The 25725-nt window shown below is 51.4% G+C and carries 20 protein-coding genes and 1 tRNA gene; 7 read left to right on the top strand and 14 right to left on the bottom strand.

All coding sequences use genetic code 11. The features are described 5' to 3' along the window. Window positions 1–84: 84 nt before the first annotated feature. Window positions 85–960 (bottom strand): LysR family transcriptional regulator, encoded by an 876-nt coding sequence (locus HQN87_RS28790; protein ID WP_173140309.1) that lies wholly within the window; start codon window positions 958–960, stop codon window positions 85–87. Between the two features lie 110 nt (window positions 961–1070). On the opposite strand from HQN87_RS28790, the gene HQN87_RS28785 reads away from it, so the two are divergent. The 3 genes from HQN87_RS28785 to HQN87_RS28775 all read left to right on the top strand — a co-directional run bounded on the left by HQN87_RS28785 (window position 1071) and on the right by HQN87_RS28775 (window position 6857). Then, on the top strand, window positions 1071–1457 hold the full coding sequence (locus HQN87_RS28785) for a tautomerase family protein (protein ID WP_173140307.1): 387 nt from the start codon (window positions 1071–1073) through the stop codon (window positions 1455–1457). Between the two features lie 29 nt (window positions 1458–1486). Further along, complete coding sequence (locus HQN87_RS28780) at window positions 1487–1828, top strand: carboxymuconolactone decarboxylase family protein (RefSeq protein ID WP_173140305.1); 342 nt, start codon at window positions 1487–1489, stop codon at window positions 1826–1828. Window positions 1829–2141: 313 nt separating this feature from the next. Next, entirely contained in the window at window positions 2142–6857 is a 4716-nt protein-coding gene (locus HQN87_RS28775) for an Ig-like domain-containing protein (protein WP_173140303.1), read from the top strand. Window positions 6858–6928: 71 nt separating this feature from the next. Here the strand turns inward: HQN87_RS28775 and HQN87_RS28770 are convergent, their stop codons facing one another. The 5 genes from HQN87_RS28770 to HQN87_RS28750 all read right to left on the bottom strand — a co-directional run bounded on the left by HQN87_RS28770 (window position 6929) and on the right by HQN87_RS28750 (window position 12446). Continuing rightward, complete coding sequence (locus tag HQN87_RS28770; protein ID WP_173140301.1) at window positions 6929–8251, bottom strand: TerD family protein; 1323 nt, start codon at window positions 8249–8251, stop codon at window positions 6929–6931. Between the two features lie 55 nt (window positions 8252–8306). Then, window positions 8307–8867 (bottom strand): hypothetical protein, encoded by a 561-nt coding sequence (locus HQN87_RS28765; protein ID WP_173140299.1) that lies wholly within the window; start codon window positions 8865–8867, stop codon window positions 8307–8309. A gap of 228 nt (window positions 8868–9095) precedes the next feature. Further along, complete coding sequence (locus tag HQN87_RS28760; protein ID WP_173140297.1) at window positions 9096–10238, bottom strand: asparaginase; 1143 nt, start codon at window positions 10236–10238, stop codon at window positions 9096–9098. 334 nt (window positions 10239–10572) lie between these two features. Then, on the bottom strand, window positions 10573–11340 hold the full coding sequence (locus HQN87_RS28755) for an ABC transporter ATP-binding protein (RefSeq protein WP_173140295.1): 768 nt from the start codon (window positions 11338–11340) through the stop codon (window positions 10573–10575). Next, window positions 11340–12446, bottom strand: a complete 1107-nt coding sequence (locus HQN87_RS28750) for a FecCD family ABC transporter permease (RefSeq protein ID WP_173140293.1) — start codon at window positions 12444–12446, stop codon at window positions 11340–11342. The genes HQN87_RS28755 and HQN87_RS28750 overlap by 1 nt, the downstream gene beginning before the upstream one ends. 204 nt (window positions 12447–12650) lie before the next feature. Here HQN87_RS28750 and HQN87_RS28745 point away from each other — a divergent pair, with 204 nt between their 5' ends. Further along, window positions 12651–13718: an ABC transporter substrate-binding protein gene (locus tag HQN87_RS28745; protein ID WP_173140291.1), complete on the top strand. Its 1068-nt coding sequence runs from the start codon at window positions 12651–12653 to the stop codon at window positions 13716–13718. A 42-nt stretch (window positions 13719–13760) separates the two neighbouring features. Here the strand turns inward: HQN87_RS28745 and HQN87_RS28740 are convergent, their stop codons facing one another. From HQN87_RS28740 to HQN87_RS28705, 8 genes are all read right to left on the bottom strand, one after another. Beyond that, the gene (locus HQN87_RS28740; protein WP_254075721.1) at window positions 13761–14768 is read right to left on the bottom strand and encodes an ABC transporter ATP-binding protein; all 1008 of its coding nucleotides are present in this window, start codon (window positions 14766–14768) and stop codon (window positions 13761–13763) included. Continuing rightward, window positions 14768–15517 carry an ABC transporter permease gene (locus HQN87_RS28735; RefSeq protein ID WP_254075720.1) on the bottom strand — a complete coding sequence of 250 codons (750 nt, stop codon included), beginning with the start codon at window positions 15515–15517 and terminating at the stop codon, window positions 14768–14770. Before HQN87_RS28735 ends, HQN87_RS28740 begins: the two co-directional genes overlap by 1 nt. Window positions 15518–15581: 64 nt before the next feature. Next, window positions 15582–16400: an ABC transporter permease gene (locus tag HQN87_RS28730; RefSeq protein WP_173140287.1), complete on the bottom strand. Its 819-nt coding sequence runs from the start codon at window positions 16398–16400 to the stop codon at window positions 15582–15584. After that, window positions 16400–17593, bottom strand: a complete 1194-nt coding sequence (locus HQN87_RS28725) for a serine hydrolase domain-containing protein (RefSeq protein WP_173140285.1) — start codon at window positions 17591–17593, stop codon at window positions 16400–16402. The genes HQN87_RS28730 and HQN87_RS28725 overlap by 1 nt, the downstream gene beginning before the upstream one ends. Before the next feature lie 207 nt (window positions 17594–17800). Next, window positions 17801–20170, bottom strand: coding sequence for an ABC transporter permease (locus HQN87_RS28720; protein ID WP_254075719.1), 2370 nt, complete (start codon window positions 20168–20170; stop codon window positions 17801–17803). Between the two features lie 32 nt (window positions 20171–20202). Further along, entirely contained in the window at window positions 20203–20967 is a 765-nt protein-coding gene (locus tag HQN87_RS28715; protein ID WP_173140281.1) for an ABC transporter ATP-binding protein, read from the bottom strand. A gap of 100 nt (window positions 20968–21067) precedes the next feature. Next, window positions 21068–22522, bottom strand: coding sequence for a HAMP domain-containing sensor histidine kinase (locus HQN87_RS28710; protein WP_173140279.1), 1455 nt, complete (start codon window positions 22520–22522; stop codon window positions 21068–21070). Window positions 22523–22546: 24 nt separating this feature from the next. Continuing rightward, a complete protein-coding gene (locus tag HQN87_RS28705) occupies window positions 22547–23245 on the bottom strand; it encodes a response regulator transcription factor (RefSeq protein ID WP_173140277.1) in 699 nt (232 codons plus the stop codon). A 160-nt stretch (window positions 23246–23405) separates the two neighbouring features. Here HQN87_RS28705 and HQN87_RS33145 point away from each other — a divergent pair, with 160 nt between their 5' ends. The 3 genes from HQN87_RS33145 (at window position 23406) to HQN87_RS28690 (ending at window position 25282) form a co-directional block, all read left to right on the top strand. Further along, on the top strand, window positions 23406–23690 hold the full coding sequence (locus tag HQN87_RS33145; RefSeq protein ID WP_173140395.1) for a serine hydrolase: 285 nt from the start codon (window positions 23406–23408) through the stop codon (window positions 23688–23690). 53 nt (window positions 23691–23743) lie between these two features. Next, window positions 23744–25063, top strand: coding sequence for an APC family permease (locus HQN87_RS28695; RefSeq protein ID WP_173140275.1), 1320 nt, complete (start codon window positions 23744–23746; stop codon window positions 25061–25063). Window positions 25064–25209: 146 nt separating this feature from the next. Further along, window positions 25210–25282: transfer RNA gene (locus HQN87_RS28690), tRNA-Lys, on the top strand. The last annotated feature ends 443 nt before the right edge of the window (window positions 25283–25725 follow it).

Raw genomic sequence — 25725 nt, 5'->3', positions numbered from 1 at the left:
CATTTTTCAATGAAGAAAACATTATTATCCAACAGACAACCATCTGCAGTTGCAAAGGGTTGTCTGTTTTCTTTGTATATATTTCTAAAAGTGGAGCAGCTCCTCTTTTACAATTTGCATCAAAAGCTTCTTGGATGAAGATAGATACTCATCGTTGCGTGATTGCAGCAGGCCTACGGGGATGGCGGTGTCCTTCAGCGTGACCTGGAGTCTCACCACATTCGGCGGTAATGGCGTAGATTCGAGGACGGCTCCTATGGAAGGGATCTGCCGGACGAAGCCCGCAATGGCTGAGATTTGACTTACGGTATGCAGAAAAGGAGTATCGGTGTAGCGGGAGAAATGCTTCGCTAATTGGGAATAATACAAACAGGTAGCTCCCCCGGCAAAGATTGGATAACCTAGTAACTCCTCAAAGGTGATCTCGTCTCTTGCGGCTAAAGGGTGGTTGTTCCCTGCGATAAAGGAGAGCCGCTCATGGTACAACGGTTCAAAGTGAACCGAAGAGAGATCGGCGGGCTCTCCGCAAATGGCGAAATCCAATTGATTCTGAGTCAGGGCATGCGAGAGCGAAGCGGTGTTACCGATTACAAAATGGCAGGATACCTTAGGCTTATGCTCCATGAACCGCAGCAGTGACTTGGGCAGTACCTGCTCCGTCAACGATTCCAGCCCTCCGATTCTAAGCGTTCCGATCTCCTCTTGTTGCAGAGCCTTTGCCTGGTCCGCAACATAGTTCCAATGCCGAATCAGACTGCCGATCTCAGCGGCAAATATCCGCCCCGAAGCTGTAAGCTCGGAGTCCCAGCCCCGTTTGAACAGCTTGATGCCCAGTTCCTTCTCCAGACGTTGAACCTGATTGGTGATCGTAGACTGTGCGTAGTTCAGTTTGGCAGCGGCTCGTGAGAAGTTTCCTTCTTGCAGGATGGTTTGAAATGTAGTTAACTCTTTGAGGTCCATAGCAGATATCTCCATCGGTTAATTTGAATTTATGTATCATTTAATTCAATTATACAGAATAAAAGACGGAGAGTACAATGAGGTTACACCACAGAAGGAGTGAAGTGAACATGCCCTTTGTCAGAGTCAGTTACTTGGAGAACAAATATGATGACCAGCAGTTGCCCGTCATTAGCCGGGAAATTATGAGCGCTCTCGTGGAGCATTTTAACGTGCCGCCAGATGATTTTTTTCAGGTATTCCATGCCCATAAAGCAAGCGAATTTTATTACAGCCCGAATTACTTAAACATAGAGCGGAGTGACGGGCTGCTCTTTATTCAAATTACGCTCAAATCCGGGCGAAGCAAGGAACAGAAAAGAAGCTTTTACAGCAAGCTGGCTGAGACGTTGTCGGGCGCACTGGGCATCAGGAAAGAAGACGTCTTCGTCGTGCTAGTCGATACAGAATTCGAAGATTGGACGTTTGGTAATGGCATTGCTCAAATGATTGAATGAATGTCATTAAAGAATATGGAGGTGTTGGAATGAAGCATCCGAAAATTGCATCGAATGCGCTCGAAGCCTTTGGGGAGATTGCTCCTTCGTTCGCCCGCTATTCGGAGGAAGTGCTCTTCGGGGAGGTATGGAGAAGGGAGCAGTTATCGCTGCGGGAACGCAGTCTCCTGACGATATCGGCACTAGTCGCCGGTGGACTTACCGAGCAGTTGCCCTTTCATATCCGTCTGGCTCTGGAGAACGGTCTATCCGAAGAAGAATTGATTGAGGCTATAACTCATCTCGCCTTCTATGCAGGCTGGCCGCGTGCCGCATCAGCGATACTGGTTGCCAAGGGGATTTTCGAGGAAGCCAGAAACGATAAGAGTTAAGCGTTAAAGTTAAAGAGGAAGGGTCAATTATGATTAAAATTACGCATGTGAGCGATAGCTCCGTGCGTTTTTTGTTTAGACAATTTTTTTGAAAAAACGTTAGAAAATCCGGACGTTTTCGTTTTTTCGAGACAATTACCCTATTTAGGTCCTGTTGAAACGGTTTTTGTCGAGAATTGTTAAGAGTTTGTTTAGAGCTGTCTGATAGAATGAACCGCAGATATGAAAAATTTCTATGTGGAATTATTGAATAAGGGGGAGCGATACATTGTTTATGGGCAGGAGATTGAAAAGGTATTTCTCGTTGTTACTCGTGATCAGTTTAATTTGGACTGGAGCTTTTCCTGTATATGCTGGTTCAACAGATACAGATCCGGCAATTTGGGACAGGCTCAGTCCCGTGCCAAACGGCACTAATCTAAATGCAGTAGCTGTAGGCACAGGGATAGTTATGGTAGGTCAAGGAGGAAGCATTGGTACGTTAAGCAGCTCTATGTCCTGGACAGACCGTATGTCAGGTGTAGAAGATCACTTGAACGATATTATTTATACAGGCACAAGTGGCGGATATGTTGCTGTAGGCGACAATGGGGCAGTCCTAACGTCCGCAAATAATGTGGACTGGACATCCCAAACTACGGGCACAGATGAAAAGCTGAATGCAATCGCATATGGCGATGGGAAATTGGTCGCAGTCGGCAATTCTGGTAGCATATTTACTTCTGTTGACAGCGGAATCAATTGGGTTAAAACATCCGTTCCAGGCGTTACTGTTAATCTTAACGCTATTGCCTATGGCAACAACAAGTTTGTAGCAGTTGGCAATAACGGTACAGTGTTAACGTACACGATAGATAAGGGTTGGGAAAAGGTAAACCGCAAAATAACCGATAACTCAAACCTGAACTTGAACGGAATCACCTTTGGCGGCGGTATATTCGTAGCGGTTGGTGCATCAGGAATCATTGTAATCTCACCAGAGAGTTCGAAAGGCGTGGAGAGGCTCCTTGAATCGAAAGTGAATCTGAATGGAGCGGCTTTCGGAAACGGCGTATTTATGGCTGCAGGAGACGGAGGGAAGGTGTTCTCCACTGCTGATATGGGGCAGAATTGGCTGCCTGAGACTACAGGCACGACTGCTAAGCTTAACGGCATCGGGTTCAATCCCAGTCACAAACGTTTTATTGCAGTTGGCGTCTCGGGCGTGATGATTGTGTCTAATATGGTTCCCGACATTCCGCGGGTTATGGGTCTGACTCCAGGCAATGATGAGACCGATGTGGCAATCAATGCAGATCTGGTATTGACCTTCAATCAGAAGGTGACGGCTGCCAGTGGGGAAGCTGGCATTCAAATATTCAAGGCTGCGGATTTGTCCACTCCGGTTGAAACGATTCCGGCGGAAGACAGCAGGGTGACGGTAGATAATGATACCATAACGATTAATCCCGGTCAGGATCTGAAAGTAGATACTAAATATGTCGTTACAGTGGACGCAAATGCGTTCATCAATGAGAGCGAAAACGGAAACGCAGCGATTGCAGCGGGTGACTGGAGCTTTACGACAGTTGCTGGAGCAGCAGATACGACAGCTCCAACCGTAAGCGATTATTCCCCTGTGCAGGGTGAGACAGGAGTGGCTATTGACGCGGATCTGACGCTTACATTCGATGAGCCTGTGACGAAGGATAGCGGAAGTATTCTGATTTACAAAAGCACCGACGAAGATTATCCGGTAGCGGTAATTCAAGTTGATTCTGATGATGTTACTGTTCTGGACAACGTGGTAACCATCGCTCCGTTTGAAGATTTCGAATACAGTACAACCTACTTTGTGAACATCGGAGACGGAGCATTCAAAGATTCGTCAGACAATTATTATACTGGTATCGCAGACAATGACACCTGGCAGTTCACAACAACCGATGCGCCGGATACTACACCACCGGTGGTGAGCAGTTATTCCCCTAAGGATGGAGCTAAGGAGGTAGCCACTGGCGCCAACCTGACGCTTACCTTCAGTGAGGATGTTATTAAAGGTGAAGGCGACATTGAGATTTACAGCAGTGTTGCGGACAGCAATGAACTGGCTGTGACTATTCCTGTCTCTTCCGACAGTGTGACCACGGATGGCAACGTGGTAACGATCAATCCGGAGGTTGACCTGGATTACAGCACAAGCTACTATGTACAGATTGTGAACGGTGCATTTAGCGATATGTCCGGTAACAATTATGCAGGAATCACGAACAATACAACCTGGCGGTTTACAACAACCAGTGAGCCAGATAGAACGGCACCAATCGTAAGCACATACTCGCCTAAGAATGGGGCAACAGAGGTAGCTATTGGAACGAATCTTGAGCTTGCTTTCAGCGAGAATGTAATGGCAGGGGAAGGCAGTATTGTGATCTATAACAGTGCGACCGACCTACCGGCAGCTACGATATCAGCTCAGGACTTAAGCATCCTGAATAATGTAGTAACGATTAATCCGGCCCACAATCTGGAATATGGTGCAAGCTACTATGTGCAGATTACGGAAGATGCATTTGCAGATCCATCCGGCAACTACTTTGCCGGGATCTCGGACAGCACCACCTGGCAGTTCACAACTACGGCTGCGCCTGATACAACCGCACCCATATTAAACAATTATACGCCTATCAATGGGGCGGCTGGTGTAGGGACAGACGCTAATCTTACTCTTACGTTCAGCGAGAATGTAACGGCAGGGGAAGGCAGTGTTGTGATTTACAATGGTGTGAATAATGCACCGGTAGCTACGATTCCCGCTGCTTCCGGGAATGTAAGCATCCTGAATAATGTAGTGACGATTAATCCTGCGGATGATTTGAAGTACGGGACAAGTTACTATGTGTGCATTGGAGCCGGGGCATTTACAGATACCGCAGGCAACAGCTATGACGGTATCGCAGACAGCACCACCTGGAACTTCACAACAACCGATGTACCGGATAGAACCTCACCAACAGTGAGCACCTATTCTCCGGAGCCATGGGCAACAGAAGTAGCCGTTAACGCTAATCTCGTCCTTACCTTCAGCGAGAATGTGCTGGCGGCGGCCGGGAACATTGAGATTTTCCGCAGCACAGATGAACTTCATCCGGTCATGACGATTGCTGCGAATTCAGATAGGGTAACGATTCGGAATCATGCAGTAACGATTAATCCGGCTGACAACCTGGAGCAGGGGACAAGCTACTTTGTACGTATTACAGAAGGCGCGTTTACAGACACCGCAGGCAACAGCTTCGCGGGCATCGCAGGCATCACAGCCTGGCGGTTTGTAACAACCAGCGGCCCGGATACAGCTGCGCCCCTGGTAACAGCATACAGTCCGGCAGCCAATGCAACTGATATACCTACAACCGCAGCGCTCTCGCTGACTTTTAATGAGAATGTGTTAGCCGGGGCTGCAGATATTGAACTTGTGAATGCAGCGAATGATGAGCTTGTAACGAAGATTACAGCGGGTAACCCGGCGCTTGTCACCATCACGAGCTCTACCGTCAGCATCAATACAAGCGGTCTGCTTAAGCAAGGCGTCAGCTATTATGTACTGATTCAGCCGGGTGCATTTACAGATGAATCAGGCAACAGTTATGCAGGAATTGCGGATAAAACACTCTGGAGCTTCTCCACCGTTCCTGTACCGGTCACACCAACAGATCCTCCTCCACCGGGCGGCGGTCCAGGGCCGGGTCCAGTAGCGCCGGGTCCGGTAGCAACACCAAGCCCCCAGACGGAAACTATTAATGCGAACGTTGAAAATGGTGCAACCCAAGGCTCCACAGTATCCTCGGTTGTCATTAGCCGTACGAAGGATGCTAACGGTGTGAAAAAGGATGCCATCTCGTTCACATTGGAGCAGGCCATCCGGGCGATCAATGAACTTAAGGCTGCCGGTTCCGGTATTGCCAGAATCATCGTACCAGATAAGAATGATGAGGTTGCGGAGACCCGGTTGACCCTTCCGGCAGCTTCCGGTAAGCAGCTTGCCGATAACCAGATCACACTGGATATCTTCACGGTTAATGCGGAAGTGAAGGTGCCGGCCAGCTCGCTGGCTGGATTCGATACAGATATTTATTTCAACCTGGTTCCATTGAAAACGCAGCAGCAGACTACAGAGGCTGAAGCCCGTGCAAAAGCACAGGTGCAAAGTGTATCCCGCGGTGCAGCGGTCACTCTGGTGGGCCGTCCGGTAACGATAGAGACCAACCTGCAGAGCCGCCCGGTTACGCTGGTGTTGCCGCTTAACAACACTTCGTTAACAGCGGAGCAGCTCAAGGCGCTGGCGGTATTCATTGAGCATAGCGACGGCACCAAAGAACTGGTCAAGGGTGAAATTGTACCGTTCGGCCAGACCGGAAAGTCCGGGATTCAATTCAGTATCAATAAATTCAGTACATTTACCGTTGTTCTGGCAGAAGATCCTGCGGTACCAGTGAAGGCTTATATGACGGGTTATGCCGACGGTACCTTCAGACCCGGGAACAGCATCACCCGGGCGGAAGCCGCCAGCATCATCTCCCGCACCTTCACCCAGTCCGCAGTCACTTCTGGCGTATCTTACGCTGATCTCACTGCCGGACATTGGGCGGCGAATGCAATTGATCAAGTGACCAGAAGCGGCATTATGAAAGGTTATGGAGACGGCAGCTTTAAGCCTAACCAGACGATTACAAGAGCCGAGATGGCGACCATGTTATCCCGCTTGATTCCAGGCGCCCAGGGCAACGCAGCCAGCTTCAGTGATGTGGCCGGACACTGGGCCCAGGCAGCCATTAATAGAATGTCACAAGCAGGCATCATTACAGGCTATGAAGATGGCACCTTCCGTCCGAACCAGACCTTAACACGCGCGGAAGCCGTAACCATCGTTAACCGTGCTCTTGGCATCGCTCCGCTGACGGGTGCGGTCCAGAAATGGAATGATGTCCCGGCGAGCTATTGGGCATTCGGCAATATCCAGGCAGCATCTGTGGATCATACTGTAGAGTAGCCTTAACACAAACAGCCCTTCCTACCGTCTTCTGACGGGGAAGGGCTGTTTGTTGATGATAGGGCCGGATACTATTTACTTCCGGCCTCCCACCTTAGATTCCAGTGATAACGCTGATCCAGCTCCTCATGTCCGGCAAAATACTCTACCAGCCGCTCCACGCTGAAGGTCTCATCCTGCTGGTTGCGGAGCATGGCAATGGCGCACATGCCCTTATGGTTGTTATGCTCATCCAGCCGGACTTCAATTTCCGGACCGCTCTGCTGCTTGATGGTTACAATGGCGTCAGCCTCCGCCCAGTTCGTGACCCCTTCATAGATGAAGGCGAAGATCACCACCCGGCTGATCTCGGAGAGATAATGACCGTTAATCCGCAGATTCTCACCCGTGGCGATCGACCCGGTACGGTCATCCCCGTCCAGGGAGATGTAAGGCGGCCGGTTCAGGCTGCCGAAGGATTCGCCGAGCGCCTGGACTGTGCCTTTCAGCCCGTTTTTTAATTCAAACAAACAACCCAGATCCAGATCGACACCTTTGCTTCCGAACCAGCCCGGGGTTTTCTTCTGGAACCAGTTGAGATTAATCAGGATCTCGCCCAGAGAGCCCATCCCTTTCTGGAGGCTGATCACCTCCCCGCGTTTCTTAAGCTGGATGGTATTCGTATTCGGATTCAAAGGAAGGGCTGGAGGTGAGGCTGGCGCTGCTGGTGAAACAGGAGGCACACTGCCGGCAGGCTTGGGCCGTGACCGCAGCTCCGGCAGAACAAGGCGGGACGGCTGCGTTTGAATTATCCGTTCGGCGGGTGGGGCGGGCAGCGGGATGTCATTGACCTGTATCCCATAACTGTTGCACAAGGCAGCCAAGCCTCCGGCATACCCGGAACCTACAGCGCTGAATTTCCATTCGTTCCGGTATCTGTAGATTTCTCCGGCGACAATGGCGGTCTCCACAGTGTAAGCATTACCCAGCGTATAACGCACAAGCTCTGTTCCATCCGCAGCGTTGATCATTCGTATATAGGCATCCTGTAGCAGCGAGAAATTCTGCTGCCGCTTCTCAGCCTCATAAATCGTAAGCGCAAATGCAATCCGCTCATAGGCTGCAGGAATTTGACTAAGCTCTACAACGATTTGTATGTTGTCGGTCAGCCCTGCGTAAGCCGCTTGATCGGACAGGACTACAGTTACGGATTGGTTCGGTGTTGAGGGATTGCCGTAGTAAATAAGGTCCTCATCTGCAGAGACCGTCTGGGCCGGTGTAAGTAAAAAGGCAGAGCCATCAAACTCCACCTCAGGCCGTGTATTGTGCCAGCCCATGCCTACGATGATCCGGGTAAGGCCGGGAGCGTCTTTGGTTAAGCTGCATTTTTGTCCCTTGATTAGCTCAAGTGTCATTAGAACCAGCCTTTCAATAGATTAGTAGAGTCTCCGTCCATACGTGAGGAGGTTATCATCTGCCGCGCCGCCCGAAGTCCAGGCTTGGACCATTCAGGCTGGATAACTGATCCAGGGTCTGTTCGTAGATACGGACAATATCCTGCACCTTCTGGAACTCCGGATCTGAGGGGCCGAGATTATCCATGAACATCCGCTGCAGGATTTCTCTATAGAAGGAGATGCGGTTATCAACAAGGCTGCATTCGTAATCAATGACCTCTTCAATGGAGTGCTGCTGCACGAAGTCCATCAGGTCGTCGGCCGGGTTCCCCTGGACCTCCCGCTCATTGCGCGCAGCAATCGGAGTGTTCACATTATCTAGGTTAACGGTGGAACGGATGTCGGTGAAGAGAATGCCTTCCTTGGCCAGCATCACCTGAAAAGGCTTGTGCTTGAACAACTCCTGTGCGACAAGCGTGCACATCGCCGGATTCCTCAGCAGGATGCCGTCAAAAGGATGAAGCACCCAGCCTCGGTCATCCCGGTACAGGCTGAACGTGAAGTATTCGCCGCCATACTCATATTTCAGATTAATGGCAGTCTCTGAAGTAAGCTCATATTGAAATCCATCCATGCAAATGTACGCCTCCTGCTTCTACTTTTAGGTTTCTACTAGCATAGCAGAAGTTGGGGAATGTTGGAGAGAGGATTTTATCCTAAATTGAGGCTGAGGTATTAGGATGTGGCCTGAGATCTAACGGGCAGGCAGAACACGAGCAAGCGGAGGCCGCCGGCCTCCGCTTGTCTTTGGTCATTCAATACAGGGTGGATGATGCGTGGAACTTCCTCAAGCCGCGGCTTCCTATTTGCTCATATCGAAATCCGGCATGCCGATGGTAGAGAACCACTGGCGGATCTGCTCCTGATCCTTGGAGAAGGTGAGGCCCAGCTGAAGCAGGATTCTTGCCTTCTGCGGGAGTAAATCGCCTGCGCCGATGATTCCTTTGGCCCCGGTGTCATATACCGCCCCTGAGCCTGCACGCGTAGCGTTTACGAACAGGACGCCCTTCTCAATTGCCGCTGTGCGGGCGGCTTGCTGCGCGGTGGAGATGCCTCCGGCACCGTGACCCGCAGTTACAATTCCCTTAACCCCTTCATCCGCCAAGGCAGTGATGGGAGTCGCGGAGGCTTCGGTGTAGCTGTACACAACGTCAACCTTAGCCAGATCCTCCGGCTGGATCGTGCTGAGATCAAATGGAGTCTTCCACTTTTCGGTTCCGGCATCCTTGACACGGGCTGGCGCACGAACCGCGCGAATCCGGTTCTCATCTACCGTCCCCAGAGCGCCGTACCGGCCCCCGTCGAAGGTATCCAGGCGCAGAGCATCGGTCTTGGTAACTTCTCTTGCGGCGAAAAATTCATCGTTCATCATCAACACTGTTCCGTAATAGGCCGTTTTCTTACTTGCGGCCAGCCTGATCGCATTCAGCAGATTGGCTTCCCCGTCGAAGGAGATGGTATTGGATTGTCTCATGGAGCCGGTGAAGACAACGGGCTTCGGACTGCGGACGGTGAGGTCGGTCCAGTAGGCCAGTTCTTCCATGATGTTAGTGCCGGTGGTAACCACTACGGCATCGACAGCAGGATTGCTCAGTTCCTTATCCACAGCAATCGTAAGATTGTATAAGTCCTTGGAGGTGGTTTGCGCCGAGCTGATATTGCTTAGCTCCGTGCTGGTGACATTAGCTACTTTGGATAGCTCAGGCTGTAATCTTTGGATAATATCCTTAATCGGTACCTTCGGTGTGCCGTAAGTCTGGAACAGCTCTCTGGAAGGTGAAGTGGAGGTGATCGTTCCGCCGACGCCTACCACTACGACATTAGGAATGATCTTCCCGGGGACGCTGACCTCGGCAGCCTTCGTGAGGGAAGGGAATGACAACAGGGTGAAGAGAACAAGCAGGGCGGTGAAGAGATTTAGACTTCTTTTGGGAATGAAATTCATAAGTGACCTCCTTTTAATTTAAATTCAATGTAATTATAGGTGACATAAATCATAAATGTCAAAATGATATTTTTACTTATATGTAAAATAAATCTATATTTATGCAATTATAATGTATAAATATTAAAAATATTTATTATTTATGTTAGTTTATATAACATTAAATTGTATTTGGCTCCATTTAGATGTGAATTAAGCTATAGCAAAAAAGCCGCCTTCCTGCTGAATCCCTCCGTAAAACTAAATCGGATGGGAGAGAGCGTGAAAGACGGTCTTAGCTTCACAAGCTGCTGGAATGAAGGTGACAGTGAAGCTGTATGTCACCTGGGCCAAGCTAACGGGTCTGCAGATAGGCGATTCCCAGCGCCCCGGTTACCGGGTTGCGGTAGGTCTCGCAGGCGACATCGAACACCTCGCCGATTAATTCCTTCGTTAAGATATCCTCGGGCTTCCCGCAGGCGGCCACCCGGCCTTCTTTCATGACATATAGGTAATCGCAGTATTCTGCTGCAAGAGTGAGATCATGGAGGGCAGCGAGAATACCGATGTCCAGTTTTTTGACAATATTCAGAATTTGCAGCTGATATTTAATATCCAGATGGTTGGTCGGCTCATCCAGAATCATGAATTCAGGCTGCTGGGCCAGCACCCGCGCCAGAATGACACGCTGCTTCTCGCCGCCGGATAAGGAATTATAGCTGCGGTCAGCATGTCCCTCCAGATTGACCTTACGAAGGGCGGCGGCGATAAGTTCAGCATCCTCCTGATTGTCGGTCTCCAGCATCCCCTTGTGGGGAGTCCGGCCCATCGCAATCATCTCCCGCACGGTGAAGTCGAAGCTTAGCTCGTTGAACTGGCCGACTACGCCCAGCTTTTGGGCCACGGCCTTCGGGCCAGCCTTCAGCACATTGAGTTCGGACAGGAAGACATCCCCCTGGCGCGGCTTGATGACTTTATAAATACTTTTGAGCAGCGTAGACTTGCCGCAGCCATTCGGGCCGATCAGGCCTACGAATTGTTTGTTGCTCACTCTCAGAGATACATCCTGCACGATGTTCGCCTCTCCGAAGGATACACTCAGATGTTCGACATTCAGGTTCATCAGCTTTTCCCTCCAAATGCATAACCTTTTCTGATCAGCATGTACATGAACATCGGTGCGCCAATCAAGGCGGTAATGATCCCGATCGGCAGCTCTACATTCGGCACAATGGTCCGGGCAATAACGTCAGTCCAGATCATGAAGATGGCACCGAACAGGATGGAGGCCGGCAGCAGCCTGCGGTGGTCGGAGCCGACCAGCCCGCGGACCAGATGGGGGATAATGAGTCCCACGAAGCCGATCATTCCGCAGCTGGCGACCATTACCCCGGTAATCAGCGCGGTGAGGATCATGTAGACTCTGCGGTATGCCCCCAGATGAATCCCGAGGGTGACCGCAGCTTCATCCCCGAGCAGCATCGCGTTCAGGACGCGGAATTGCGACAGAAACAGGATAACAGCGAGCAGGATCGTGATCGCAATCAGCGGGAGCTTGTCCCAGCTTGAGGCAGCCAGGCTGCCCATCGTCCAGAAGGTGACGGTCTTGATGCCTTCAGCGTTGCTTGCGAAATATACAATAAAGTTGGCAAAGGCGGTACATAAGGCGTTAATCACCATACCGGCGAGGACCAGCTTGACGGAGGTCATTTTGCCGCCTGCGCTGGCCAGCATAAGCACAAGCAGCGAAGCGCCAACCGCTCCTGCGAAGGCCCAGAAGGCGACGCCGGTCTGGCCGAGCAGGCCCATGGAGCCGAAGCCGATCAGAATGGCAAAGGTTGCGCCCAGTGAAGCGCCGGAGGAGATGCCTAGTATGTATGGATCAGCCAGAGGGTTCTGCACAGCGGCCTGCATAATCGTTCCGCACAGCGTAAGTCCGGCGCCGATGAACAGGGCCATCAGGACACGGGGGAAGCGGATTTTCCAGATAATATCGACAAAAGAGCCGGACGTCAGCTCCTGGACATCTCCGATCTGGAGGCCGGTAATGTGGTGAAGCAGAATCCGGTAGGATTGGGAGACCGGAATATCCACCTGCCCGAAGGAGACCGCGGCCCCGGCGGACAGCAGGGTAAGGATGAACAGGACGCCTATCACAGCCATAAATCCGTAACGTGTATGAAGGACAGATGGCTTCGGGGGTGAGGGTACGGCTAGATCGGTTTGCATGACAATAAGCAGGCTCCTTTAGTTTAAATATAAGTTATTTTTAAATATAAGCCACATTGAGAATGATTGTCAATGATAATAATTCTCATTGACATACAGCCCGACTTTCTATATTCTACGGTTGTATCCCCTGCATACCTACCCGTCTTCATGAAATTCCTGGCAGGATACACAAACGTACATACAGAAAAGGGGACCAAGAGAATGAAGAAAATATTCAAAAGATACGCGTCACCGCTGGTGATGCTGGTCATGGCGCTCATGTTGGCGGCTTGTTCATCAGGCACAGGCAATACGAAGGAGGCAGCGGGAACGGCTGCGCCTGCATCCAGCAGCCCGGCACCGGCGGAGACTGCACAGCCTGCCAAAACTGTATATCCGCTGACGATCGAGAATCACACGAACAGCGGGGAAGGCACCGAATGGAAGGCGAAGCCGCAGATCTTCGACAAGGCTCCTGACAAGGTGGTGGCGAATACCCAGGGCGCAGCCGAGCTGCTGATTAAGCTGGGTCTTACCGACAAGATGGTCGGAGTAGCGGCCCTTTACGGTGCCGGTGATCCGGCGGTTCAGGAGGAATTCATGAAGATTCCTGTGATCTCCCAGGAGTATGCCAGCAAAGAGCTGGTTGTAGGCAGAGGCCCGGATCTGGTGCTGGGGCGCGGCGGCCTGTTCGCAGATGCGGATTGGGGAGTGGGGACGGTAGAGGGACTCAATGAGCTGGGAATCAGAACCTTCGTGCAGAGCACCAGTCTGGCCGGGGCCACGCTTGACAGCCTGTACAAGGATATTGAACAGCTGGGTCAAATCTTCGATGTGCAGGAACGGGCTGCGGCATATATCGCTGAGTTGAAGGAGCGTGCGCAGAAGCTGAAGGATGGGGCGGCAGCAACAGGAGCAAAGACCTTTGCTTACGTATCTGACGCGGGCAACGGGGCGATTGCTGTCTATAGCGGCAACGTCGATACTTTTGCGGGAGATGTGCTGGGGCTGCTGGGACTGACTAACAGCTACGCTGATGTTACCGGTGAGATCAGCAAGGAACAATTAATCGCTACCAATCCGGATGTCATGCTGATCTCGGTGTATACAGGCGGTGTAGACCCTGAACAGACGCTCAAGGCCTTCTATGCCGATCCGTCGCTGCAGAGCCTCAAGGCCATCCAGAACAAGGCGATTTATAAGATTGACTTCAACCAGTTCTGGGGCTATAGCTACTCCATCTTTGACGGGGCCGAGAAGCTTGCGTCAGAACTGGCAGCTGCGAAGTAGCTCTCTATCATTCCATTAAAAAAGCAGCCTGAGCTGTCACGATCAGAGTGACGGTTCAGGCTGCTTCTTGGTCTCATAAATATTCATAACCACCTGCTGGATGGGCAGTTCCTTGACTGAAATGTCCGAGAAGCTATGCTTCCGGGAGATATTCTCGATGAATTCACTGATGGAGATCTGTGCCGTGTCCACCTCCAGCGTAATCTGGAAGTCGGAGGGGCGCTCAACCACGCGGGTGCAGGCGTTGTCGAAGACGGTGCCCTGAACGGACTCTGCAAAAGTAAAGCTTACCCGCTTCTTCTCCCCCAGGAACAGCTTCAGCCGCTGCAGCGAATCATCAAAGACCTTCTCGCCATGGTTAATGATAATCACCCGGTGGGCTAACTCCTCTACATCCTCCAGATCATGAGTAGTAAGGATACAGGTCATGTTCTGCTTCTTGTTCATCTGGCGGATGAACTCGCGGATTTTAACCTTGGCGATCACATCCAGCCCGATGGTCGGCTCATCCAGGAACAGGATCTCCGGCTGGTGCAGCATAGCCATGACGAATTCACATTTCATGCGTTCACCAAGGGACAGTACCCGGGTAGGCTTCTCCATCACTCCGGCAATATCCAGGAGCGCCGTCAGCTCTTCCAGACGGTTATTGAAGTCCGGAGTGGAGATCCCGTAGATGGCCTTGTTCATCTTGAAGCTGTCGATGGGGGGAATATCCCAGATGAGCTGGGATTTCTGGCCGAAGACGGCTCCGATGGTGCGGACATAATGTTTTCGGTCCCGGGCAGGCGAATAACCGAGCACCTCAATCTCTCCGCTTGTCGGGTAGAGTGCGCCGCAGAGCATTTTGATCGCGGTGGATTTGCCCGCCCCGTTGGGACCCAGCATGCCGCAAATTTCCCCCTGCTCAATGGCAAAGCTGATATCGTTCACGGCCTGGACCGAGATTTCTTCCCGCCGGAAGAAGCTTCTGAAGGTCTGTCCCATGCCTGCGCCCCGCTTATAGGTTGTATAAGTCTTCGTTAAGTGCTTCACATCAATGACTGACATCAGCCGCCAACCCCCTCGTATAATCTGATCATGTGCCGGTATATCCAAATGCCTGCCCCCATGAATACAAAGCAAGGCAGAACCGCGGCGAAATCGCTGGCCTGTACCCGGCCAAGCAGCGCGGAGGCCGGGAGGAAGCCGACCATCCCCACAGGAATAATCATCGTAGCCACGGCCTGCACCGCCTTAGGGAAGATCGGCAGCGGATACTTGCCGACATGCAGGACGCTGTCCGCAAGCTCGGAAATCCGCGAATTGCCCACCCATTTGAAGGACATCGCCGCCATCATCAGCGCTAATCCGGCCAGCACAGCCGTCCCGGCCAAGAACATGCCTGTGAATTGCAGCCAGGATAAGGCCGAAATAGCGCCTACCTGCATAACCGAGAAGATGAATAATGCCGCCCCGCCCAGGAACAGTCCGGCACTTTCGGTAGAGAAGGTGGTAGCTACAATGTAGAACAGCGGATTCAGCGGCTTGAGCAGAATGACCTCGAAGCTGCCCTCACGCACATGAGACATGGTTGTCCACAGCACGCCTCCGAAGACAAGACTGGAGAGGCCGCTGGACATCGTAAAGATAGACTGGATCAACAGCACCTCGAATAAGCTCCAGCCGGGAAAGCTTGTGCCTGCCCGGTAGATCAGCACCGTCACCAGCGGAAACAGAATGTTGCCGATGAGCGTGATCAGACTGCTGACGATGAAGTTCATCCGGTAGGCCGCTGCCGTCTGTATAGCGGAGTACATGCATTGTTTATATACATCGACATATCTTTTCATATTATCAAGAAGTTCCTTTCCCTCTGGGTATTCATGCGCCGACAGCAGTAAACTGCTTCATCGCCCGGCGGCGAACAAGCTCACAGAGCCCGAACATCACCAGCACGGCCACCCCTTGCATAGCTACAGCTTCAGGAATAGATAACTCCAGACCCCCAAGCGAATAATGGCCGGTGAACACCATGGCAGGCATATAAGCGATGTACTGAAAAGGCAAGAACAGCTGGGTCACCTGAAGCCAGTGCGGGAAGAAATCAAGCGGAATGAGCGCGCCCGAGAAAATCCCCGACACCAGCATAAAGGCGCTTCGTATTCCGCCCGACTGCACCAGCCAGAAGGAAGTCAGGCCGATTGTGTAGTTTACATAGAAATTCATCAGAAAGGCAAGCATCACTGACACCAGAGTCCAGGGAAAGCTTGCCGGCCGCATATCAATGCCGAATATAAGAATAAAGATCAATAGACAAGGCAGAAATTCAAACAGGAAGCCGAGTGCCCGGTGCCCGAGCTTCTGGTACAAGGCGAAGGAACGGTGATGCACCGGCCGCAGATGGAAGGTGAGGAATTTGCCGGTGCGTACCAGCATCGACAGGTTCCAGTCGGCAAAATCCATAATCAGATAACCAATCAGCGCTGTGGCCCCGAAGTAGCGGATCATCTGGTGGAGATCCATACCGCCCAGTGTAGCTTGCCCGCCATAGACCGCTGTCCAGATGAAATACTGCACCATGAAATATACAGGGCCGACGATGACAGACACCAGGGAATGGGTGCGGTAGGCACTCCATTCCTTGTAGGTTACCTCCGCTACCGAGCGGCAGATGAGCCAGTTATGCTTGAAGCGGTTCATTAGATCAGTCCTGACCAGATGATATTGGTTACATTGAACAGACCTTCCGCATACCAATTATCGTCCGTGAACGGCACGAACCATACCGCAGTAAGCTGCTCGGCAGGGTCGATAACCATGCAGCAGGCCCCGGCCCCTTCATGAAAATAACTGCCCTCGGAATAAAAGAACGCGGGACCCTGGCGCATATCCAGTCCAATGCCATAGCTCCGGTCTTTGACATCATTGCCCCAGCAGTAATCGGGTACCCCGTAGAGGGTGCGGGTCGTGAGCTTCTCAACGGCTTTGCGGCCGACAATCCGGGTATCGCCCAGAGTTCCCATGCCCAGCAGCATGTTGGCGAACCGGATGAGATCAGCAGGGGTAGAGATCAGCCCGCCACCTGTACTGGACACGGTCTCCCACAGCTTCTCTGCCGGAGGGACTTCAGGCTGTATGCCATGGATCAGGTCATGAAGCTGCTTTTCTTTACTTTCGTTTCTTATAATGAAGCGTGCAGCCAGCTCGGGCGTAGGCTCCCACATCGTGTCCTTCATGCCGAGCGGCTGCAGAATCTGCTCTTCTATGTACTGTTCGGCGGGTATGCCAGTGACCTTCTTAATGATCTCACCGAGGATACAGAAGCCGAAGGAGCAGTATTGCCATTCCTCGCCAACCTTTTTATTAACCCCGCAGCTCAGCGCGGCTGTGATCCAGTCCGGCTCGCCATCCTCAGGCTTATACTTGTCGAAGTACTCACCGATCAGCTGCCAATAAGACTTGTGATAAGGGATCATGCTACCCGCGCAGTCGGGGAACAGGCCGGAGGTATGGGTCAGCAGGCTGTAGATATCAATTTTGCTAAAAGGCTCCACGTTAAACGGTTCCAGAAAGGTTCCAACGGGAAGGTCCAGCCGGAGAATGCCATCCTCCACAAGCTTGGCTATCGCCACTGAGGTAATGGCTTTGGTAATGGAGGCGATTCTATGAACCGTTGTCGGCAAAAGCGGCTCCGTCCGTTCCTCGCGGAACGAGAGCGGGCCGATGGCACCGTGCATGAACGTCTTGCCGTATCTGGATACGCAGTAAGAGGCGGCCTGAATCTTCTTGTCGTCGATCAGATTCTGGAAATGGTTGTGCAAAACATGAATTCGTGAAACGTCATAACCTACCTCTGCCGGTGAGCAGTCGGTAGTTCCTGGAGTGTGATGCATAGTATGCCTCCTTAAAATTAGTAGTGCCGTGCATGGTTCTGGAAAATATATTGGCGCTTTCACAGTGACAGGCATGTGCCTTGCTTCATGTCAATGGCAGCCGGCACGATTAAGTATATTTCCAGCGATTGGATGCTGCAATAGAGAGTTTGTTTATAACCAAAGTTTGCCTGCCCGGCAGGCTGTTCCGGGCAAGTGTCTTATCCGTCACTCCGTCACAAGAATCCGGGCTGAATGGCTGCGGATGATTCTGGAGGCAAACCAGCAGCCGCAGCCGGCTACAGTAATGCTAAGCAGGGCGAGCAGGGAAATACCTGTCCATTGCATGAGCAGCGGCAGCTTAACGATCCCGTAAGAGGATAGCAGGCCTCTCAGGATGCCTGGCAGAAGATAGACTCCGCAGAATATCCCCAGAATGGCTCCCGCTGCTGCAAGCGCTGCAATTCCCAAGGTTAAAGCGCTGCGGATTGTATTTGAAGTCAGTCCTATTGATTTATAGATCCCGTAAGTTTTGATCTCCTTGCGGATGTGGATACGGCTGGTGCTGTAGATAATGAGGCAGGTAATGAGCAGGAACAGCAGGCCTAACAGGCTCATTGGAATGATAAGTACTGCTGTAGCTTCCTTGAACACGGAATCCAGCATGGTCTGCTGCTTGACCGCCTGAATATCTGAACCGTATGAATCATTAAGCTGTTGCACAATATCATCGGAATCGGCACTGTCTTTTAAGTTCAAATAACCTGTCTCCGCAGAGAGATTGCGAACCACCTCTGAGGTTACTCTGGCCTGATTGGACATGTTGGCAATGGACTGATAGATGCCGGTCACTGTGAAGGAATGCTTCTCCTTCTCAATATAGAGTTCAACAACGTCACCGATTTCTTTGTTAAGCTTCCGCGAGATGTTAATGCCGATGGAGATTTCATTACGGTTGTGCGGATTGCGGCCGCTGATGGAAGCGAGGCCTATTTCATCCATACTTCCTTCGACAACCGTCAGTGGAATGTTGACCGATTGCGGACGGCTGCCTGCCGGGTCTGAGGCTTGTGTCCGGCTGGCCGGTGCAACACCAATCGCATATCCTGCCCAATTCAGATTGAGCACTCTGCTGTCAGATGCGATATCAGCTGTAAGACTGCTGTGGTCGAATTCCGCTGCATTCGTGACCATGACAACCACATCCGAGGAATCATACCCCCATAGCGGTGAGGTCTCCTGCATCTGATAAATACTGTTCAGCAGAACCAGCCCAAAGACCAGCACTGCCGATGTTACGGTGGTCAGTACGAGCATAAGGAGGGAGCCTTTCAGATTCTTGGTCACATTTCGCAGTCCGATGACTACAGGCACCGGCCACTTTTCGAATTCCTTCCCGCGTCTGCGTTCTTCCCCCCACTTTCTGTTGATGCGGCTATGGGCTGCCTCAGACATGCCGTAACGGATGGCCTGCATGGGCTGGATGGAACGGGCTTTGCCTGCATATACCCACACAACCAGAAGAATCAGCAGCAGAATCCCGGCCCCTACAATCAATTCTGTATCTGAACTGTAGATATGGACAGAGGAATGATCTGTTTTTAAGAAGGACAGGGACAGCTCAATAATGACTCCGGATAACAAACGGCTGAGCAATAGCCCGGGTATAATAGTAATTAGCGAAAGGAAGCCGTACTGGAGGATATACGTGAAGATAATCTTCCTTGACGACAGGCCGAGAGACTTGAATATCCCGATCGTTTTGTAGTTGGACAGGATAGCATCTGAAATGGTGAAGCCGATTGTATACAGGGCGACCAGCATCATTACAAGTCCCAGAAAGGTCATGACGAAGCCGATGATTTTATTCATGATGAAATAGAAGGCGGAAATCTCCTCATAGGTGGTTCTCTCTTCCATAAAAGGAGTACCCAAAAACTCCTCAAACTGTTCCCAGTAAGCGGCACTCTGGCTGTAGTCATCGAAACGGATACCCATGAGATAGGAGTTATTCACTGAAACAGTGCTCAGATCCTGCTGATAATCCGCAGGGTTCATCCAGATGCGTGCAGTTGTTGAGAAGGGACCTCCCAGCGGCAGGTCGATGACGACAGCTGAAACGCTTAGCTGCAGAGGTTCATCCCCTGCTTTGAACTGAAGCGTATCCCCGGCAGCAACATTATATTTGTAGGCGAGCGAGGTGGGAATCCAGACCGTTCCCGGCTCCGGATGTGCGGCTTCCTGGCCTTGGGCGAACACGAGCTCATCCGTGCCAAAAGGCTGATCCGGCGTGCTCATCATGTATAAGGACAGATTAGGGATATCTTCTCCATTATGAATAATCCCGGCCATAGACTTGTAGGTCATCACAGAGGATACCGTTATTCCCTGCTGGCCTGCCCACCATTCCTGCACCCTTTGCGGATCATGCAAGCCTTTGGTCAGCTTTAACAGCTCATGGGAGCCCCTGGTTTCCCGGTGCAAGTCCTCATACAGATTCTCTGAGCTCGTGATCACGGTAATCGCCGTATTGATCAGCAGCGTGGACAGCAGGAGAAGCAGCCCGATCAGAGCATTCTGAACCTTGCGTCTTCTCAAATTCCCAAGGCAAATAGACCCTATTGCAGACATCAGACATTACCCCTCTCGGAGATATAAGAGAAGATGAGCGATTCTCTGTCCTGCAGCTGATCCGGCGTAAAGGAGCTGAATTCCAGCATGCCGCCTACTTTACCGTCACGGATAAAGATCAGGCGGTTACCCCGGCAGGCGGCTTTGATATCATGGGTGACCATCACAATGGACTGGCCCCCGGCATTCATCTCTGTCAGGATATCAAGTACAGCCACTCCCTGATCATAGTTCAGGCTGCCTGTCGGCTCATCGGCAAAAATAATCTCCGGCGTGTTGATGATTGCCCGCGCAATCGCAGCCCGTTGCTGCTGTCCCCCGGATACCTCCGCAGGCAGACGGAAGCGCTGGCCTTCAATGCTCATTGCCTGCATGATCGACAGAACCTTCTGCTTCACCTCCCGCTTGGGCGTTCCGGCCACATAACCGGGCAAGGCAATATTCTCAAATAGCGTCAGGTCTGGTACGAGATTGCTGCTCTGATAGATGTAGCCGATCTTACCGGCCCTGAAGCTGGCCAATTCCTTGTCAGAGAATGTGTCCATGCGCTGCTGATGGAAATAAACCTCCCCTGCCGTCACGGAATCAAGGCCGCTGAGCAGGTACAGCAGGGTCGATTTGCCTGATCCGGAATCTCCCATAATGACCGTGAAGTCGCCTTGATAGATATTAAGGTCAATATTGCGGATGGCATGAAATTGCTCACTGCCTGTGGAATAGGTTTTACAGAGATTTTTAGTCTGAATAATGGTAGCTTTCGTCATGTATTGGACCCTCCAGTAGTGCTTTTTTTTCAATTATAGTAGAGGGATCTTGCAATAAGCTTATCAGGATATTAATAAAGTACTACAGGCGGATTCCGATTTAGCATAAAGGCAAAGTGAGATAGAACTCCGTTCCCTGATGCTTGAGGCTCTTGAAGGAAATGCTCCCCTGATGGGCTTCGATAATGTGCTTGCAGATAGACAGCCCGAGGCCGGTCCCTTCTGTGAACCCTTTGGCATATTGTGAGGGGGCGCGTCCCTGGAAATACCGCTCGAAGATAAACGGCATATCCTGCTCCAGAATTCCTTCTCCCGTGTCGGATATAGTTAACTGGAGCTGATTGTGCTGCCTGGAAATCTCTATGCGGATGGAGTCATTAGCTGAAGTGTGCTTTAGGGCATTCGCGATCAGATTGGACAGAAGCTGCTCCATCCGGACGGGATCTATGCGGATCAGTACATTGGGAATCTCTGAAGGTTCAATAAATTCTACGCCGCTTGTCCGGATATAGGGCCCCATGGGCTTAAGAATATTCTCGAAAATCTCTCTGCTGTAGCACTCCACCGGGTTCACGGAGATTTGGCCCAAATCCCTTAAAGCATGAACCAGCAAGTCCTCGACCAATCCTGCCATTTTGTTGGTTTGCGTCTGAATAATATTCATATATTCCATTACGGACGGCAGATCAGGGCACACTCCATCCTGAATAGCGTCGATATAGGCTTTGACCGCTGTGAGCGGTGTCTTCAGATCATGTGAAATATTGGTAATTAATTCCTTCTGTGCTGTATCCTGAGCTTCTCTCTGCAGGCTGAGCTCCATGATTTCGCCTCTCATCTGATCGAATACCGCGTAGAGCTCTCCGATCTCATCCTGCCGGGTATGCTCTGCCTTCTGTTCATAGTTTCCTTTAAGGATAGCTTCGGAATGATCCTTGAGCTGGTTGATTGGCTGCAGCAGATTGCGGTTCACTTTGTTTCTGAGCTGAAGCAGGAGAAGCAGGAGGAAGAGGAGGGAGGCAGCCATCAATACCGTTGCCGTAACCGGAAAAGAAGAAGCCTGGCGATAAGCAACATCAGATGCAGACAGGGTAAAGATTGCATTTCCGGCCTGCCTGCCAGAGTCAGGGTCGATGACCGGAAAAGCGAGTCTGAAGGCGTTCCCGTCTGTCCTGGCGCTGTATACATCGTAGTGAAGCTCATGCTTAAGATTCAGCTTGTCCTTGCCGGACGGAAGAGGGTTAGCAGAATGGAACAGAACCGTGCCGTCGAGACCTGCATACAGCAGACTCAGATTCTGCTGCTGACTCCAGGCCCGCAGTTCTTCCCGGATAACTGACGAATCTATAGCCTGCTCCAGCTCTTCATGATGCTCTTCCAGCAGGTACATGAGTTCACTTACCTGGACACGTGCCTGATTCACCACATAAGAGGGCTGGGCATCCTGCTCCTGGTGCGCCAGCGTATAGATGATCCATGCTCCGCTGGCGATGAATATAATGATACATATGACTGCTGAGGCGAACCAGGCCTTGAACCAGCGGCTCCAATACATAGTTCTGCTGCTCCATTCTATAATTTAATCAAGCGTGAATTTATAACCGACTCCCCATACCGTCCGGATGTAGACCGGGTTCGATGGGTCCGCTTCGAGCTTCTCACGCAGCCGGCGGATGTACACGGTGATGGTATTCTCGTCGCCTTGGGAGGTATATCCCCAGATCTGATCGAGCAGCTGGCTCTTGGAGAATACCTGGTTTTTATGCCCGGCCAAATAATACAGCAGTTCGAATTCCTTGGCGGACAGGGAGATTTCCTGACCGTTCAGTGTGGTTTTATAGGCTTTTTTATCAATGGTGATAGCACCCAGGGAGAGCAGGTCCTCCTGAGCGGGAAGGCTGGTTAAACCGTCACTTCTGCGGAGATGAGCCTGAATTCTGGCGACTAATTCGCTGATGGAGAAGGGCTTGGTCATATAATCATCCGCACCGAAGCCGAGCCCGAGTACTTTATCTGTATCACTGCCGCGGGCGCTCAGAATAAGGATCGGATGATGGGTTCTCTCGCGGAGCTGTCTGCACAGTTCAATGCCGCTTATATCCGGCAGCATAATATCCAGAATAATGAAGTCAGGCGACAGGGAATCCACCAGCCGGAGTCCATCCATTCCATTGTCTGCAATATGTACATCATAGCCTTGAAGGCTAATATAATCCTTGAGAATCCGGGATATATCCTGTTCATCCTCAATGATAAGTATCCGTTTAGGCTGATTCATCATATATTCTCCTGTTGGTTTAATTTTCTTTATTATTCTACCATAACAGAGATATAACGTCCGGGCCTATAAGGAAGGGGAGTTCCTGAGAGAGACTTAATGGCCCTCATGATGCAAAGGAAGTCGAGGCGTTTCTGGATGGTTTTTTGCGAGAGAGGATATTAAGGCGAAAGCCGGTGCTGCCGAAGTCTCGGCCGTTCAGGACGGGGAGGTCCTCATCTCTAAGGGGGATGGTGTAACCGGCAGAACACCGGGATCGGGGGTAGACGCGAACAGAGATACCTTCAGGATCGGCTCGGTATCCAAAGTATTCACGGCGGCAGCCATTATGCAGCTGGTCGATCAAGGGAAGCTCTCCCTCCGCAATAGAGTCTATGGGAAGAGGGGCGATTTATTCGCTCCTTTTTGGCGTGCATACAAATCTCATTGCCTGTTAACTTTGTAATGGTATATCCTACAATATGTTGAAGAATGTATCGGAGCAAATAGGAGAGGACAATGAATGACATCATGAAGACGAAGCCGTTAACCAAAAGTGTAACCTTCCTGCAAGCCCTGGCCCTGGTGGTCGGGATGATTATCGGCTCGGGGATTTTTTTGAAGCCCGGGATTGTATTGAATAACGCCGGAAGCCCATGGATGAGTATCCTGGCCTGGGGAGCTGGGGGGATCATCACACTGGCTTCGGCGCTGAGTGTGGCGGAGATCGCTGCGGCTATTCCGAAGTCGGGAGGGCTATATACCTATTTAAGCGAATTGTACGGCGGGGTGTTCGGCTATCTGCTGGGCTGGGTGCAGGCAGTGATCTCTTACCCGGCTTCTGTAGCGGCCTTGGCGATTGCGTTTGCTACCTACTCCGGTTATTTTGTGCCGCTGAATTCCTGGCAGCAGAAGCTGCTCGCTGTGGGTATTCTGGCCTTTATTCTGCTGATGAATGTCATAGCGACGAAGTTCGGCGGTATCATTCAGACGGTGGCAACGGTGGGTAAGCTGATTCCGGTAGCGGGAATTGTGGGCGTAGGTCTGTTCTCGGATCTGGCTCCCGGCTTCGGCGGCATCGGTGCATCGGCTGCGGGAGCAGGCTTCGGGGCTGCGGTGCTTGGCACACTCTGGGCCTATGACGGCTGGATCAGCGTTACCAATATGGCGGGGGAGATCAAAGATCCGGCCAAAACGCTGCCAAAGGTGATTTCGATCGGGGTTATTTTTGTGATTGCCGTGTATGTATTGTTCAATATTGCGGTATTCAAGGCGCTGCCCTACGACCAGATCGTATCGTCCCGGACACCCGGTGCAGATGCGGCGGAAGCGCTGTTCGGCAGCGGCGGCGGAGCGTTCATCACGGCTGGTATTATTGTCTCCGTGCTGGGTGCGCTGAACGGGTATCTGATGACCGCCGCGCGGGTGCCGCAGGCGATGGGCGAGAGGAACCAAATTCCCTTTTCGCGGGTACTCAGCAGTATTCATCCGAAGTTTCAGACACCGGCCAATGCGCTTATGTTTCAGAGTGTGCTGGCGGTGATCTATATCTTCTCGGGAACCTTCAATACGCTGACCGACCTGCTGGTATTCGTGCTGTGGATCTTCTTCACCATGGGTGTGTTCGGCGTATTCATCCTGCGTTCCAAGATGCCGCCCGCCAAAGGCCGCTACCGCGTGCCGCTCTATCCGTTCACTCCGGTCCTTGGCGTAGCAGGAGGCCTCTATATTCTGGCCAGCACGATCATCAGTGATCCGCTGCGCTCGCTTATAGGAATTGGAATCACACTGGCCGGACTCCCGGTGTACGTTGTGATGGTCAGGAGGAATAAGGAGTAGACGGCGTTTGACGGCCAAGTGTGAAAAATAATAATAAACAGTTGACAGCGCCTGATCTAAAAAGTATACTATGAAAGTAACTTTTGAGCGGGCGCAGTCAGCTTAGAGATTATCGTCTAGTAGATGTACAGACATAGACAATATACGGACTCTTAGCTCAGTTGGTAGAGCAGTAGACTCTTAATCTATTTGTCCAGGGTTCGAGCCCCTGAGAGTCCATTCCCTTAAGAAACGGCAGAGATGCCGTTTTTTTGCTGTTTGCGTGATTATAATACATAAGGATAAGTCCCTCTGTTCCTGCCGTATGCGATTGAAGGAGAGTAATGAGGAGCATAAGTGCACCTGAATTCAGCGGACGCAGGCCAAAATGAGCCGATGAGGAGCATACGTGCACCTGAATTCAGCGGACGCAGGCTAAATGAGCGAATGAGGAGCATAAGTGCACCTTAATTTAGCGGACGCAGGCTAAATGAGCGAATGGGGAGCATAAGTGCACCTTAATTCAGCGGACGCAGGCTAAATGAGCCAATGAGGAGCATAAGTGCGACTAGAATAGACTGTGGACAACCGTTAACGTACGGACCGATAATAGAAGTAACGGAGGTGTTCACATGGGAGAACAGCGTCAGCGATATAACGAAGAGTTTAAAAGGGAAACTGTG

This window comes from Paenibacillus tritici (assembly GCF_013204885.1).
Lineage (GTDB): Bacteria > Bacillota > Bacilli > Paenibacillales > Paenibacillaceae > Paenibacillus_AQ > Paenibacillus_AQ tritici.
This window is presented reverse-complemented; position numbering and strand designations above follow the sequence as displayed.

What these genes read in the sequence shown, in the direction of transcription:
- HQN87_RS28790 (WP_173140309.1), bottom strand. Translation starts at nt 960, where the DNA reads ATGGACCTCAAAGAGTTAACTACATTTCAAACCATCCTGCAAGAAGGA.
- HQN87_RS28785 (WP_173140307.1), top strand. Translation starts at nt 1,071, where the DNA reads ATGCCCTTTGTCAGAGTCAGTTACTTGGAGAACAAATATGATGACCAG.
- HQN87_RS28780 (WP_173140305.1), top strand. Translation starts at nt 1,487, where the DNA reads ATGAAGCATCCGAAAATTGCATCGAATGCGCTCGAAGCCTTTGGGGAG.
- HQN87_RS28770 (WP_173140301.1), bottom strand. Translation starts at nt 8,251, where the DNA reads ATGACACTTGAGCTAATCAAGGGACAAAAATGCAGCTTAACCAAAGAC.
- HQN87_RS28765 (WP_173140299.1), bottom strand. Translation starts at nt 8,867, where the DNA reads ATGGATGGATTTCAATATGAGCTTACTTCAGAGACTGCCATTAATCTG.
- HQN87_RS28760 (WP_173140297.1), bottom strand. Translation starts at nt 10,238, where the DNA reads ATGAATTTCATTCCCAAAAGAAGTCTAAATCTCTTCACCGCCCTGCTT.
- HQN87_RS28755 (WP_173140295.1), bottom strand. Translation starts at nt 11,340, where the DNA reads ATGAACCTGAATGTCGAACATCTGAGTGTATCCTTCGGAGAGGCGAAC.
- HQN87_RS28750 (WP_173140293.1), bottom strand. Translation starts at nt 12,446, where the DNA reads ATGCAAACCGATCTAGCCGTACCCTCACCCCCGAAGCCATCTGTCCTT.
- HQN87_RS28745 (WP_173140291.1), top strand. Translation starts at nt 12,651, where the DNA reads ATGAAGAAAATATTCAAAAGATACGCGTCACCGCTGGTGATGCTGGTC.
- HQN87_RS28740 (WP_254075721.1), bottom strand. Translation starts at nt 14,768, where the DNA reads ATGTCAGTCATTGATGTGAAGCACTTAACGAAGACTTATACAACCTAT.
- HQN87_RS28735 (WP_254075720.1), bottom strand. Translation starts at nt 15,517, where the DNA reads ATGTACTCCGCTATACAGACGGCAGCGGCCTACCGGATGAACTTCATC.
- HQN87_RS28730 (WP_173140287.1), bottom strand. Translation starts at nt 16,400, where the DNA reads ATGAACCGCTTCAAGCATAACTGGCTCATCTGCCGCTCGGTAGCGGAG.
- HQN87_RS28725 (WP_173140285.1), bottom strand. Translation starts at nt 17,593, where the DNA reads ATGCATCACACTCCAGGAACTACCGACTGCTCACCGGCAGAGGTAGGT.
- HQN87_RS28715 (WP_173140281.1), bottom strand. Translation starts at nt 20,967, where the DNA reads ATGACGAAAGCTACCATTATTCAGACTAAAAATCTCTGTAAAACCTAT.
- HQN87_RS28710 (WP_173140279.1), bottom strand. Translation starts at nt 22,522, where the DNA reads ATGTATTGGAGCCGCTGGTTCAAGGCCTGGTTCGCCTCAGCAGTCATA.
- HQN87_RS28705 (WP_173140277.1), bottom strand. Translation starts at nt 23,245, where the DNA reads ATGAATCAGCCTAAACGGATACTTATCATTGAGGATGAACAGGATATA.
- HQN87_RS28695 (WP_173140275.1), top strand. Translation starts at nt 23,744, where the DNA reads ATGAATGACATCATGAAGACGAAGCCGTTAACCAAAAGTGTAACCTTC.